General features: G+C 73.0%; 11 protein-coding genes. 2 read left to right on the forward strand and 9 right to left on the reverse strand.

The window, feature by feature from the left end:
* Nucleotides 1-86 precede the first annotated feature (86 nt).
* Together ABZ454_RS37655 and ABZ454_RS37660 are read left to right on the forward strand one after the other, a co-directional pair.
* Nucleotides 87-479: a ribonuclease domain-containing protein gene (locus ABZ454_RS37655; RefSeq protein ID WP_356312700.1), complete on the forward strand. Its 393-nt coding sequence runs from the start codon at nt 87-89 to the stop codon at nt 477-479.
* 82 nt (nt 480-561) lie between these two features.
* A complete protein-coding gene (locus ABZ454_RS37660) occupies nt 562-951 on the forward strand; it encodes a barstar family protein (protein WP_359543971.1) in 390 nt (129 codons plus the stop codon).
* Nucleotides 952-995: 44 nt separating this feature from the next.
* On the opposite strand, the gene ABZ454_RS37665 is transcribed toward ABZ454_RS37660, so the two are convergent.
* From ABZ454_RS37665 to ABZ454_RS37705, 9 genes are all read right to left on the reverse strand, one after another.
* Nucleotides 996-3,395, reverse strand: a complete 2,400-nt coding sequence (locus ABZ454_RS37665) for a M9 family metallopeptidase (RefSeq protein ID WP_359543972.1) — start codon at nt 3,393-3,395, stop codon at nt 996-998.
* A gap of 589 nt (nt 3,396-3,984) precedes the next feature.
* Nucleotides 3,985-4,713: a GntR family transcriptional regulator gene (locus tag ABZ454_RS37670; protein WP_359543973.1), complete on the reverse strand. Its 729-nt coding sequence runs from the start codon at nt 4,711-4,713 to the stop codon at nt 3,985-3,987.
* A gap of 68 nt (nt 4,714-4,781) precedes the next feature.
* The gene (locus tag ABZ454_RS37675) at nt 4,782-5,783 is read right to left on the reverse strand and encodes a proline racemase family protein (RefSeq protein ID WP_359543974.1); all 1,002 of its coding nucleotides are present in this window, start codon (nt 5,781-5,783) and stop codon (nt 4,782-4,784) included.
* A gap of 79 nt (nt 5,784-5,862) precedes the next feature.
* Complete coding sequence (locus tag ABZ454_RS37680) at nt 5,863-6,771, reverse strand: dihydrodipicolinate synthase family protein (protein ID WP_356312685.1); 909 nt, start codon at nt 6,769-6,771, stop codon at nt 5,863-5,865.
* A gap of 67 nt (nt 6,772-6,838) precedes the next feature.
* The gene (locus ABZ454_RS37685; protein ID WP_359543975.1) at nt 6,839-8,302 is read right to left on the reverse strand and encodes an NAD(P)/FAD-dependent oxidoreductase; all 1,464 of its coding nucleotides are present in this window, start codon (nt 8,300-8,302) and stop codon (nt 6,839-6,841) included.
* Entirely contained in the window at nt 8,283-8,543 is a 261-nt protein-coding gene (locus ABZ454_RS37690; RefSeq protein WP_356312781.1) for a (2Fe-2S)-binding protein, read from the reverse strand. Before ABZ454_RS37690 ends, ABZ454_RS37685 begins: the two co-directional genes overlap by 20 nt.
* Before the next feature lie 165 nt (nt 8,544-8,708).
* Nucleotides 8,709-9,884, reverse strand: coding sequence for an FAD-binding oxidoreductase (locus ABZ454_RS37695; RefSeq protein ID WP_359543976.1), 1,176 nt, complete (start codon nt 9,882-9,884; stop codon nt 8,709-8,711).
* A gap of 85 nt (nt 9,885-9,969) precedes the next feature.
* Nucleotides 9,970-11,712, reverse strand: coding sequence for a pyruvate dehydrogenase (locus ABZ454_RS37700; protein ID WP_356312676.1), 1,743 nt, complete (start codon nt 11,710-11,712; stop codon nt 9,970-9,972).
* Between the two features lie 113 nt (nt 11,713-11,825).
* Complete coding sequence (locus ABZ454_RS37705) at nt 11,826-13,175, reverse strand: protein phosphatase 2C domain-containing protein (RefSeq protein WP_359543977.1); 1,350 nt, start codon at nt 13,173-13,175, stop codon at nt 11,826-11,828.
* Between the last annotated feature and the right edge of the window lie 104 nt (nt 13,176-13,279).

The following is a 13,279-nucleotide window of genomic DNA, read 5'->3' on the forward strand; positions in this document are numbered from 1 at the left end:
GTTTGCCGTCTCCTCGGTTAACTCCCAGAAAATTCACTCTTGTTGGCGTTGACGGGACCGTGTCTACGCGCGTCATCATGGTGACCATGCGAATCCCCCCACGGATCACCACGCTCGGCGGCGTCGCCGCCCTCCTGTCCGTCCTCTTCGTCGGCGGCCCCGTCACGGCGACCGCGACCGCCGCCACCACGTCCGTCGGCAGCGTCTGTTACTCCGCGCTGCCGTCCCAGGCCCACGACACCCTCGATCTCATCGACGCCGGCGGTCCGTTCCCGTACGACCAGGACGGGACGGTCTTCCAGAACCGCGAAGGCGTGCTGCCCGGACAGAGCGCCGGCTACTACCACGAGTACACCGTGATCACTCCTGGCTCCCCGACCCGCGGCGCGCGACGCATCGTGACGGGCGAGGAGGTCCAGGAGGACTACTACACCGCCGACCACTACGCGACCTTCGACCTCGTCGACCACGACTGCTGAGCGGCACCCCCGGTCCGGTCCGCGCCGCAGTCCCCCACCTGCGGCGCGGATCACCGGAGCGACGCGCTTGTAGGCTCGCTCCATGACCGTGACCTATGTGATCGACGGCTCCGAGGTCACCGGCCTGGAGCGGTTCTGGGAGGTGATCGGCGAGGCGGTGAACGGGGCCGGCGGCTACTTCGGCCGGGGCCTCGACTCCTTCGCCGACTGTCTGCGGGGTGGGATGGGCACGCCGGACGACGGCGACTTCGCCATCGAGTGGCGGGACCACGATCTGTCGGCGCGCGCGCTGGGACACGAGGAGACCACACGCCATCTGCGCGGACTGCTCGGCCGCGCCCATCCGAGCAACCTGCCCCGGCTGCGTCAGGAGTTGGCACGGGCGGAGGCCGGAGTGGGGCCGACGCTCTTCGACCGGCTGCTGGAGATCATCCGGGAGGAGACGGCTCCGGGCACCCTGCGACTGCGCTGAGGGCCACGGATACGGTCGGCCGCACCCGTGACCCCCGGGCCCGGTCAGTACTGCGTGGAGACCTTCACCCCGCCGAAGTCCCGCACGGCGTACAGGCTGATGTAGTGGGCTCCCTCCGCCGGGTTGTCGACCGTCAGCGTGTGGGTGTTGCCGCTGCCGGTGGCCCGGGAGGTGTAGGCGCCCGTGGTGGCCCATCCGTTCGCGTGGTAGTAGAGGTCGGCGTCACCCGTGCCACCACTCGTGGTGATCTTCAGACGGGCGGTCCCGGCGGGCACGTAGAGATACAGGTAGGAGTAGTTGCCCCGGGTGGCCTGCTGCCCGTTCCGGGCGCAGTTCTCACCGAGTTCGCGGACGTCGCTCGCGGTGCACTCGGCCGACGGCTCGGCCGGCGGATCGGTGGTGCCGCAGCTTCCGGCCGCGCACGCCGTCAGCCAGGCGTTCCAGTCGGAGTCGTAGCGGCTGCCGATGGTGGAGGTGAGCAGGGTGCGGGCGCCGCTCCAGTCACCGCCGCGGTAGAGGTTCAGCAGTCCGTCCACCTCCGCACGGTGCGACTGGAGCATGTAACGGACCGCCAGGTACCCCCAGTTGTAGATGCGCGTCTGGTCGGCGTTCTCGTACGTGGTGTCGAACAGGGAGCTCAGGGTGTAGGTGTGCGCGGCGGCCTGGGCGATGGCGTCGTCGTAGATGACGTCACGGTAGGAGTAGGAGACGTACTCCGCGAATCCCTCGACCCACCAGATCGTCGGGGTCCTCACACCCGCCTGGAAGTCACCGGCCATGTCGAACCGGCCGTCGAGGTAGTGCGTGTACTCGTGGTTGAGGTTCCAGATCTGGAAGTCGGGGCGTACCCACTCGGCCTCGTAGGCGATGAAGCGCGGCTGGTTGCCGGCCGCCGAGGGGTCACCCTCCAGGTACATGCCTCCGTTGTCGGTGTCGATGCCGTACATGACTCCGGCATAGGTCCGGTAGTCGGTGCTCGAATCGAAGACGACCACCTCGATGGTGGCGTTCCGGTCGTCGGCGACGGGTCCGCTGTCCCGGGCCACCGCGTGGAAGTAGGCGTCCTGGCCCCGCAGGCTGGTGCAGGCCGCCGTGAGGTCGGCCGAGGACATCTGCTGGGCCAGGATGCGAATGCCGGCGGTGCAGGTGTACTCGACGGGAAGGACGGCGCTCTTGATCCGTGCCGCCAGGTCGCAGGTGTGGTACGTGGTGCAGTTCGCCCGGTCGTAGGCGTCGGTCATCTCGGCGAGTGAGACCCAGAGGGGTGCGGTGGGCCCGGTCAGCGAACTCCGGCCGAGCAGGTCGACGACGAGCGGCCGGGTCCTCGGCCGCAGCGGTTCCTCCTGGAGGAAGCGCCCGAGTTCGCGCCCGGCGTTGGAGGTCAGGTACGAACGGTCCGTGCCCAGCAGGCCGAGGTGGTCGCGGGCGAAGCCGGCGAGCGAGTCGAGCAGGCTCGGGTCGGCCTGAACGGCGCTGTCGAACTCGGGCAGTTGATGCCCGCGGAAGGTCACGGTGTAGACGTTGTTGACCGCGTTGAGCATGTACCAGGAGCTGTCGTACGAGGAGTCGTAGCCGGCGAGCAGGCGCTTGACGACGTACAGGTAGCGGGCGTTCTGTCCGGCGCTGTCGATGAGCGTGACGGCCTCGGCCAGGGTCTCGCCGTTGGCGTCCGTGACGTCGCGCGCGTGTGCCGAGGCGAAGAAGGCGTCGAGCCCGGCCTGGACGGCGGCGCGCAGCGGGTCGCCGTAGCTGCCGACGGTGCCGGGGTCGTAGTACTGCACGTAGTAGCCGGCACGGAGGAAGAGCACCAGTTGTGGCATTCCGGTGCTGTTGTCACCCGGGTACGCGGCCGACCGGTCGTGCAGGGCGTGGGCGACGGTGACCATCTGCGCCTCACGGAAGGCCAGATAGCCGTCGTTGCCCTTGATGCGGAACAGGGTGTTGACGCAGTCGGTCGTCGAGGACGTGACCTGCTGGACCAGGGCGCTGCCGGTGCGGGTGGTGAAGTCGGCGACGGAGCAACCAGCGGCCGGCGCGAGGCCGGCGGCCTTCGCGGCGGTGCGGGCCTTCGTCCGCATCGAGGGGGCCGGGTGGCTCGGTGCGGCGGCACGTGGGTCGTCGTAGTCCCGTTTCAGGGCGTCACTCGACGCGGTCTGCGGGGCCCGGTCGGCGGGCTTCATTGCCGTGCCGCCGATGTGGCCGGCGTCCTGGACGGGCGCGGTGAGGGGCTGCGCGGCGGGGCCGCCCGGGTCGACCACGGCGGGGCCGGGCACGGCGGAGTCGACGCGCTGACCGGCCGCGGCGGTCGCCCCGACGGTCGCCGGTGGGGGCGGCCGGTGCTCGGCGGCCCGGCTCGGTGCGGCGAGCAGGCCGACACCCAGACAGGCCGCCAGGGCGACGGTGGACAGGCCGGTGAATCTCTGACGAACCGTTCGGGATCTCACGTGCCGCCTCCCAGCGGTGTGGTGCCGCGCGACGGTGCGCGGCGTGGGGGGTGGTGCGGTCGGGGCAGAGCGGCTGCCACGGGCACAGCACGTGACATGAGCACGACCTCAAGCGCGACCGCCTGTACAATGGCACATGTCACATGTCTTACGGAAGGCCCGCGACACACCTTCGTCTGAGCGCCAATTTCCGCTCATAGCAAGGCAGTTGTGGGTGGTGGCGCTTCGCCGGACAGAGACCTGCCGCCCGTTTCCCGGGCCCCGGCTTCCCCTCTCGGGCGGCACCGCCGTCGTGAGCGGGGCCTCCAGCGGCGCCGACGCGGTCACCGCACGCCCGGAGTCCGCCGCGCTCCGGGAACAGCACGAGGCCGGCCTCGGCTACGAGGACGTCAAGGCCGTTGCCCACCCGACCTCTGACGCCCCGTCTGCCGGGCCGGCCCTCCCAGACCTGCTGGTGCTCGCGTCCTGCGGCCTACTGGAGGCGCGCGTCGTCCGAAACTGCCGGGGCTCGCGTCCTGCGACCTGCCGGGGCTCGCGTTCTCAGAGCTACCGGAGGCTCGCCTTCACCGGCCTGCCGGGGCTCGCGTTCTCAGACGTGCCCCGCCGGTACCCCTTCGGGCTCGTCGTCGTTCCGCTCGGCCGGGTCCCCGCCCTGAACGCCGTCGGCCCACAGGGACCGGACGTGGGACATGTGGGCGAGCATGCAGGCCTCGGCGCCTGCGGCGTCACCGGCGACCACCAGATCGAGGAGGTGTACGTGCTCCTGCGCGGAGGCGACGAGCTGCCCGGACTCGGCGAGCCGGTTCAGCCCGAACAGCCGTGAGCGCTTGCGCAGTTCGCCGACCTCCTCGACCAGTCGGCGGTTGCCGGCCAGCGCCAGCAGGGCGAGGTGGAAGCGGCGGTCCGCCTCCAGGTACCCCAGGATGTCGTGCCGGCGCGCCGCCTCGACGATCTCCAGCGCGACGGGGCGTAGCGTCTCCAACTCCCGCGTGAGTCCCATCCGCGCGATCCGTCCCACCGTGGGGACCTCGATCATGGCGCGGAGTTCGGTGAAGTCGTCGAGGTCCTGCTCGGTCAGTTCGGTGATCCGGAAGCCCTTGTTGCGGACGGCCTCGACCAGTCCCTCCCGCGCCAGGTCGAGCATCGCCTCGCGGACGGGGGTGGCGGAGACGCCGAACTCGGCGGCGAGCGCCGGGGCGGAGTAGACGGTCCCGGGCTTCAGCTCACCGGAGATGAGCGCTGCCCGCAGCGCATGCGCCACCTGGTCGCGCAGATGCTCCTGCGCCGAGATCACGTTGAGCGACGTCAGGCGGGCCATGTCTGTTCCTCCAGGGCCGGGCGGAGCCCAAGAATACAATGTGACGTTGCCCGGCACGGATCAACGGATCACAGGAGGAACCCCTCGGGGAACGGATCGGCCGGGTCGAGGAAGTACTGCGCGGTCCCGGTGATCCAGGCGCGGCCCGTCACGGTCGGCACGACGGCGGGCAGCCGCCCCACGGTGGTCTCGGCGACGAGCCGCCCGGTGAACTCCGTACCGATGAACGACTCGTTGACGAAGTCGGTGTCCAGGGCGAGTTCGCCCCGCGCGTGGAGCTGGGCCATGCGCGCGGAGGTGCCGGTGCCGCACGGCGACCGGTCGAACCAGCCGGGGTGGATGGCCATGGCGTGCCGGGAGCGCACGGCGTCCGAGCCGGGGGCGATCAGCTGGACGTGCTTGAGTCCGTGGATGGCGGGGTCGAGGGGGTGGACCGGGCGGTCGGTGGCGTTGACCGCGTCCATCAGGGCGAGTCCGGCGGCCAGCAGCTCGTCCTTGCGGGACCGGTCGAACGGCAGTCCCAGGTCGTCCAGTCGGACCATCGCGTAGAAGTTGCCGCCGTACGCGAGGTCGTACGGAACGCTGCCGTGGCCGGGGACCTCCGCCGTGAGGCCGAGTCCGGCGCTGAAGGCGGGGACGTTGGTGAGGGTGACGGAGACGGCGGCGCCGTCCTCGACCCGGACGTCGGCGGTGACCAGTCCGGCGGGGGTGTCGAGCCGCACCGTGGTGACCGGTTCGGTGACCTCGACCATGCCGGTCTCCACCAGGACGGTGGCCACCCCGATGGTGCCGTGCCCGCACATCGGCAGGCAGCCGGAGACCTCCATGAACAGGACTCCGACGTCGGCGTCGGGGCGGGTCGGCGGCTGGAGCACGGCCCCGCTCATGGCGGCGTGGCCGCGCGGCTCGTACATCAGGAGGGTGCGCACCGCGTCCCGGTGCGCCATGAAGTGGCTGCGGCGCTCGGCCATGGTGGCGCCGGGAAGGGTGCCGATCCCACCGGTGATCACCCGGGTGGGCATGCCCTCGGTGTGCGAGTCGACGGCGTGGAAGATGTGACGCGTGCGCAAGTGTCCCCCTCGGTCGTCCGGCCGGTGCGACGCTCCGGCCGGCGGATGTACGGGTGTGCTGACGGGTGGGGCGGGAGGTTCAGTCGAGGCCCTCGGCGAGTGCCTTTTCGGTGGCGGCGCGCACGGCGGCCAGGGCGTCGGCGCCGAGCGGCAGGCGCGGGGGCCGGGTGGGTCCGCCGTGCCGGCCGACGAGGTCCATCGACGCCTTGATGGCCTGGACGAACTCAGGCTTGGAGTCCCACCGCAGCAGCGGGTGCAGCCGCCGGTACAGCGGCAGGGCCGTGTCCAGGTCGCCGGACACGGCGGCCCGGTACAGCGCGACACAGCCGGCGGGCAGCATGTTGGGGCAGCCCGCGATCCAGCCGACGGCCCCGGCCAGCGCGAGCTCCAGCAGTACGTCGTCGGCGCCGACCAGCAGGTCGAGCCCCGGGGCCTCCTCGGCGATCTCGTACGCCCTGCGGACGTCCCCGCTGAACTCCTTGACGGCGACGACGGATCCGTCCGCGTGGAGTTGCGCGAGCAGCCGCGGTGTCAGGTCGACCTTGGTGTCGTACGGATTGTTGTACGCGACGACCGGCAGGCCCACGGAGGCGACCTCGGCGTAGTGCGCGCGGACCGCCGCGTCCTCGCACACATATCCGTTGGGCGGCAGCAGCAGGACGGAGCCGGCACCGGCCTCGGCCGCCTGTTCGGCGCGGCGCCGTGCCTGGGTGCTGTCGTAGGCGGAGACGCCGGGCATCACCCTGGCCCCGTCCCCGGCGGCCTCGACGGCGACGCGCACGATCTGGTCGCGCTCCTGGTCGTCGAGGGTCTGGTACTCCCCCAGCGAGCCGTTGGGCACCACCCCGTCGCAGCCCGCCGCGACGAGGTCGCGCACATGGGCGGCGTACGCGTCGAAGTCGATGGACCGGTCCTCCCGCAGGGTGAGCGGCGTGGCGACCATGACGCCCCGCCAGGGGCTCGTGCGTACAGGCGTGTTCGTCGTCATGCGGGCTCCTTGAAAGGTGCGGCGAAGGCGGGAGACGAGGTACGTCGCAGGGGTGCGGTACGTGCTGTCAGGTGTCCTCGGGCAGGGTGGTACGGGCGAGTACGGACAGGGGGACCGGGCAGGCGAGCGGACGGCGGTCGGGGTTCCCGGTCTCGGCGGCGCAGCCGGCGAGTTCCCGCACGGCGAACCCGCACGTCCGGCCCTGACACCAGCCCATCCCGGCCCGGGTGAGGAGCTTCGCCGTGCGGCTGTCCCCGGCGCCGAGTTCACCTACCGCCGCGCGGATCGTCCCGGCGGTCACCTCCTCGCACCGGCAGACCTCGGTGTCCGCCGCCGTCCAGCCGGTCCAGCCGGGCCCGGGCCGGTGCACGGCGCCCATCAGCCGGGCGAACGCGCGCATCCGGCGCCGGGTCCGGAGCAGCGAGGCCGTGCGGGCCGTGGGCGGGCCGCCCCCGCCCCCGCGCGCGTCCGCGATGACCGAGCGGGCGGCCAGTTCCCCCTCGGTCAGGGCGAGGTGGACGCCGCCGATGCCGCCGGTCTCCCCCGCGGCCCAGACGCCGGGCACGGTGGTGCGCAGTTCCTCGTCCAGCTCCAGCGCGGCCGAGCCGTCCGTGCCGCACCGGGTGGCGCAGCCCAGTCCGACGGCGAGGTCCAACTGGGGCGCCAGGCCGTGCCCGACGGCCAGTGCGTCGCAGTCGATACGGCGCCCGGTGCCGGGCAGCGGGCGCCAGTCGCGGTCCAGCCGGCTGACCGTGACACCCTCCACCCGGTCGGTGCCGTGGACGGCGGTGACCGCCCGGTGCGGCAGCAGCCGGACCCGGTGCCGCGCCAGCGCCACGCCGTGCCGGACCCCTTCCGCGAGCCGGCCGGGGTTGGCGGCCAGGACCTGGGGCGCGCGTCGGTACGCCGCGTAGCCGGCGGCTTCCACCAGGGCGGGAACCCGGGCGCCCGCTCGGGCGAGGGAGACCGCGACGGCCTGCAGCAGCGGTCCGCTGCCCGCGACGACGATGCGCCGGCCCGGCAGCACCAGGCCCGACTTCAGCATGGCCTGCGCCCCGGCCGCACCCACGACTCCCGGCAGTGTCCAGCCGGGGAAAGGGAGTTGGCGCTCGTAGGATCCGGTCGCGACGAGCAGGCGGCGTGCGTCGAGCGTGGTGGCGCCGTCCCGTCCGTCGGGCCCGGTGACCGCGTGCAGGGTCCAGCCGGCTCCGGACCGTTCGACGGCCCAGACGTGGTGGCCGGTGAGGTGGCGGATCCTGCCTGCTGTGCGGTGCCGGCCGAGCCGTGCGGTGAGGGCGGCGAAGTGCGCCCAGCCGTGCGGCCGTTTCTCCGGGCCGGTGGCGCCGAGGACGGGGGCGGGGGCGCGGTAGTACTGGCCGCCCGGTGCGTCCGCCGCGTCGAGCAGGACCACGTCGAGTCCGCCGTCGGCCGCGGTGACGGCGGCGGCCAGCCCGGCGGGCCCGGCACCCACCACCGCGAGTTCGGTGCGCCGAGGCCGGGCGGCAGGTGGTTCAGCGGGCGGGACCGGCATGTCCGTCCCCTTCCTGGGGGGTGACGACATCGCCGGGGCGGGCGGGCAGCAGGCAGGCGCGTCGGTTGGGCTGCCCGTTGACGGTGGCCAGGCAGTCGAAACAGGTCCCGATCCCGCAGAACGCGCCCCGCGGCCGTCCGCCGAACCGGGTGGTGCGCCAGCTGAGGACGGAGGCGGCCCAGAGGGCGGCCGCGATGCTCTGGCCGGGCAGGGCACGCACCGGGCGGCCGTCGAAGGTGATCTCGAAACCGGGGCCGGCGCCGGCCGGACCGGCCGGGGCCGGTGCGCCCGCACGTGCGGCCGTACGGGTACGGGGACGTCTCACCAGGGCTCCTGCTCGGTCGGCGGTGGGGCGGTACGGGCGGGCAGCGGGCTTTTCAGGGGCACGGGGGTCACGGCGGCTGCCTCAGCCTCCGGGACCGGGGCGGGGGCGGGCGTCGAACCGGTCCGGGCAGAACGGCCCGGGGTCGAGGGCGGGTTCGTCCCCCCGGATCGCGGCGGTGACCAGCAGGGCCGTGGCGGGGGCGAGTCCGATCCCCGCGCCCTCGTGACCGCAGGCGTGGAAGAGGCCGGGCACCCGGCGGTCAGGACCGATCGCCGGAAGGTGGTCGGGCAGGTAGGGGCGGAAGCCGTGGTAGGCCCGCAGCACCTGGGCACGGGCGAGCACCGGGAAGAGCGCGGCGGCCGCCGCGGCCAGCCGGCTGACCACCGGGAGGGACAAGGTCCGGTCGAAGCCGACCCGTTCGCGGCTGGCGCCGATCAGGACCGGCCCGGCCACGGTGCCCTCCACCACGGGCGAGGTCTGCAGGGCGGCCGATGCGCTCGACACGTCGGCCACGTACTCCGCCGCGTACACCTTGTGCCTGATCAGGGGCGGCAGCGGCTCGGTGACCAGGACGAAGCCGCGCCTGGGCAGCACGGGCAGTTCCACGCCCGCCAGAGCCGCCAGCTCCGCGCCCCGTACGCCCGTCGCGTTGACCACAGCCGGTGCGAGCAGCTCGCCCGCACGGGTCCGCACACCCCGCACGGCACCCGTCGGCCCGGTCAGCACGGCGGTGACCTCCTGCCCCGGGTGCAGGCTCGCTCCGGCGTCGCGGGCCGCGCGGACGAGGTGGGCCGCCGCCAGGGCCGGCTGTACCTGGGCGTCCTGCGGGTAGAAAAATCCCCCGGCGAGTCCGGGGGCCAGGTGCGGTTCGAGTGCGGGGAGTTCGTCGGGTGCCACCGCCGTGACCCGCACCCCTGCCGCCCGCTGCCCGGCGGCGGTCGCGGTCAGGGTGGCCAGGGACTTCGGGCCGGACGCGACGACCAGGCCGCCCTTCTGCTCGAACTCGACGGCCGGGGGCAGCACTTCGGCCAGCTCACGCCAGAGCGCGGCGGACAGGAGCGCGAGTTCCAGCTCGGGGCCCGGCACCTTGTCGGAGACCAGGAGATTGCCCTCCCCCGCGCCGGTGGTGCCGCCGGCGACCGGTCCGCTGTCCACCACCGCGACCGAGAGTCCGGACCGGGCGGCGTAGTACGCGCAGGCGGCACCGACCACTCCGGCACCGACGACGACCACGTCCAAGGGCTGTCTCGTGAACACGTCAGTAATATGTCACATGGTTCTGGGGCCGCCAAGAGGGCGTCACGGCCCGTCGCCTGACGCGCCATCACCTCTGTGCGACGCGCTACGGGCGGGGCACATTGCGCAGGTTGGACCGGGCCATCTGGACCATCCTGCCCACGCCCCCGTCCAGCACGATCTTGCTGGCCGAGAGCGCGAAGCCGGTCACCATGTCCGCGCTGATCTTCGGCGGGATGGAGAGCGCGTTCGGGTCGGTGACGACGTCGACGAGCGCGGGTCCCTTGTGCTTGAAGGCGTCCTTGAGGGCGCTCTCCAACTGCTTGGGCTTCTCGACCCGGACGCCGTACGCCCCCGAGGCCCGCGCGACGGCGGCGAAGTCGGGGTTCTTGTTGGTCGTGCCGAACGACGGCAGACCGCCGACCAGCATCTCCAACTCGACCATGCCCAGCGAGGAGTTGTTGAACAGGACGACCTTCACCGGAAGGTCGTACTGGACGAGGGTCAGGAAGTCCCCCATCAGCATGGTGAATCCGCCGTCCCCGGACATCGAGACGACCTGCCGGTTCCGGTCGGTGAACTGCGCCCCGATGGCCTGCGGCAGCGCGTTCGCCATCGAGCCGTGGCTGAACGAACCGATCACCCGGCGTTTGCCGTTCGGCGTCAGGTAGCGGGCCGCCCAGACGTTGCACATACCGGTGTCGACGGTGAACACCGCGTCGTCGTCCGCCAGTTCGTCGAGTACCGAGGCCACGTACTCCGGATGGATCGGAACGTGCTTGTCGACCTTGCGGGTGTACGCGCTGATCACGCCCTCCAGCGCGTCCGCGTGCTTCTTGAGCATCCGGTCGAGGAACTTGCGGTCGCTCTTGGCCTTCACCCGCGGGGTCAGGCAGCGCAGCGTCTCGCGGACATCCCCCCACACCGCCAGATCCAGCTTGGAGCGGCGGCCGAGGTGTTCGGGGCGCACATCGACCTGGACGATCTTCACATCGGTGGGGAGGAAGGCGTTGTACGGGAAGTCCGTGCCGAGCAGGATCAGCAGATCGCACTCGTGGGTGGCCTCGTACGCGGCGCCGTAGCCGAGCAGCCCGCTCATGCCGACGTCGTACGGGTTGTCGTACTGGATCCACTCCTTGCCGCGCAGCGCGTGGCCGACGGGGGCCTTCACCCGCTCGGCGAACTCCATGACCTCGGCGTGCGCGCCGGCCGTGCCGCTGCCGCAGAACAACGTCACCCGCTTGGCCTCGTCGACCATCCGGCAGAGCTTCTCGATCTCCGCGTCACCCGGCCGCACGGTGGGCCGCGAGGTGACCAGGGCGTGCTCGACGGTCTTCTCCGGCGCGGGCTGCGCCGCCACGTCGCCGGGCATCGTGACGACGGCGACGCCGCCCCGGCCGACCGCGTGCTGAATGGCCGTCTGGAGCAGCCGCGGCATCTGCTGCGGGTTGGAGATCATCTCGTTGTAGTGGCTGCACTCCTGGAAGAGCAGCTCCGGATGGGTCTCCTGGAAGTAGCCGAGTCCGATCTCGCTCGACGGGATGTGCGAGGCGAGCGCCAGTACGGGGGCCATGGACCGGTGGGCGTCGTAGAGACCGTTGATCAGGTGCAGGTTGCCGGGACCGCACGAACCCGCGCAGGCCGCCAGTTCGCCGGTGACCTGCGCCTCGGCGCCCGCGGCGAACGCGGCCGTCTCCTCGTGCCTGACCTGCACCCAGTCCATGCCCGGCTTGCGGCGGATCGCGTCGACGACCGGGTTGAGGCTGTCGCCGACCACCCCGTAGAGGCGTTTGACGCCCGCCCGGGCGAGGATGTCGACGAACTGCTCCGACACGTTCTGCTTGGCCATGGGTGCGCACTCCCTCTGCCTGTGCTCCGGCACGATCGGCTGTCCGGATCACCCGGGCGCGAAACCCCCGCCGGACGGGTTCTCCGGAGTCCATCAACCCACGGCGCACGGGTTTACGCCTCCCAGACGCCGACCGCCGTCCGGTCGTCGGCGTACCCCTTCACCCTGAGCTGGACGTCGGCGAGGAACCCGCCGAGGCCGGGCGCCCCGGCCGGTGCCCAGCGCTCGGCGAGTTCCTCGGCCAGGGCCGGCTCGCCGCGCATCGGCTCGGCGAGGCCCGTACCGCACAGCAGCAGGGTGTCGCCCGGCCGGGCGACCGACGCACGGAAGCGGAACGGCTCGGCGGGCGGCGGGACCGGCTCCTCGATGTACGGGGGCGGGGCCGTGGTGACCCCGAGGTCCATGGTCAGCCGGTCGCCTTCGGGCCCGCTCTCGGGCACGGCCGAGCCGAAGCCGACGACGGCCTCCCCGGTGAGCGCGCCGCTCTGCGGAACCATCGGTTCCAGGTCCTGCCAGCTGCCGTCCCGCAGCCGGAAGAGCCCTCCGCCGCCGACGCCGAAGAAGACCCGGGTACGGCATCCGGGGTCGGCGGAGAGCAGGAGGCAGCGCAGACCCGCCGTGTACTCGTCCGGTTCACGGCCGAGTTCGGCGGCGCGGGCGCGCAGCTTGCCGTAGCTGCGGTCGGTGAGCCGGTGCAGCCCTGATTTGAGGTCGCCGCGGCGGCCCGCCCTTATGTCGTCGGAAAGGCGGGCGTGGCTGCGTCCGACGGCTTCGGCGATCCAGCGGCAGGCGTCGGCCGCGGCCAGATGCGCACGGTCCGAGGACCGTGCGCCACCCGCGACGGCGACCAGCACGAGGGCGTCCTCCGCGGTGCCGAAGCGCGCGGTGAGCAGCGCGTCGCGCCGGGGTTCGCCCCGGAACCGGGCGGAGTCGCCCCGCACGGAGGCGGCCCGCAGGGTGTACGTGCCGTACCGCGCGCCGTCGAGCACGGTGTCGGCGACCAGCCCGTCCAGGGCGCGCGGGTCGCTCGCGGGCAGCGCGGTCGGCTCGGCGTCGTACGTGGGCGGCCTCGCGCCCACATGGGCGACGGCCGGACGAGGTGCCGCCGCCTCCGGGAAGGGGACGGGTTCCGCCTGGGTGGTGTCGCCGGGCCCCTCGGCGACCGGGCGACTGGGCAGCGGCGCCGCCCCGTCCGGTACGCCGGGCGGGCGGGTCACGACCGTGGGCGCCTCGGCGGGCGGCGGGGGCTCCTCGGGCGGCGGGGGCCCGGCCGGCGGACCGCCCCGCGTCGGCGGCTCGGCGGGCGGCGGTGGGCCCGCGGGCTTCGCGGGTCGGGCGTCCTGTCCGGGCGGGAGACTCTGTGCGATGCGGGGGTCGGCCGGAGGCTGCGGGAAGGGAGGGGGTTGTGGCGCTGCGGCCCGCGAGGGCGGTTCGGGCGCCCGGACCGGCTGGGGCGCCGGCACGGAAGCGGGCGGCGCAGGCGGCGCGGAAGCGGGCGGCGCAGGCGGCGCGGAAGCGGGCGGCGCAGGCGGCGCGGAAGCGGGCGGCGCAGGCGGCGCGGAAGCGG

The organism is Streptomyces sp. NPDC005803 (assembly GCF_040630435.1).
Lineage (GTDB): Bacteria > Actinomycetota > Actinomycetes > Streptomycetales > Streptomycetaceae > Streptomyces.

What these genes read in the sequence shown, in the direction of transcription:
- ABZ454_RS37655 (WP_356312700.1), top strand. Translation starts at nt 87, where the DNA reads ATGCGAATCCCCCCACGGATCACCACGCTCGGCGGCGTCGCCGCCCTC.
- ABZ454_RS37660 (WP_359543971.1), top strand. Translation starts at nt 562, where the DNA reads ATGACCGTGACCTATGTGATCGACGGCTCCGAGGTCACCGGCCTGGAG.
- ABZ454_RS37670 (WP_359543973.1), bottom strand. Translation starts at nt 4,713, where the DNA reads ATGGCCCGCCTGACGTCGCTCAACGTGATCTCGGCGCAGGAGCATCTG.
- ABZ454_RS37680 (WP_356312685.1), bottom strand. Translation starts at nt 6,771, where the DNA reads ATGACGACGAACACGCCTGTACGCACGAGCCCCTGGCGGGGCGTCATG.
- ABZ454_RS37685 (WP_359543975.1), bottom strand. Translation starts at nt 8,302, where the DNA reads ATGCCGGTCCCGCCCGCTGAACCACCTGCCGCCCGGCCTCGGCGCACC.
- ABZ454_RS37700 (WP_356312676.1), bottom strand. Translation starts at nt 11,712, where the DNA reads ATGGCCAAGCAGAACGTGTCGGAGCAGTTCGTCGACATCCTCGCCCGG.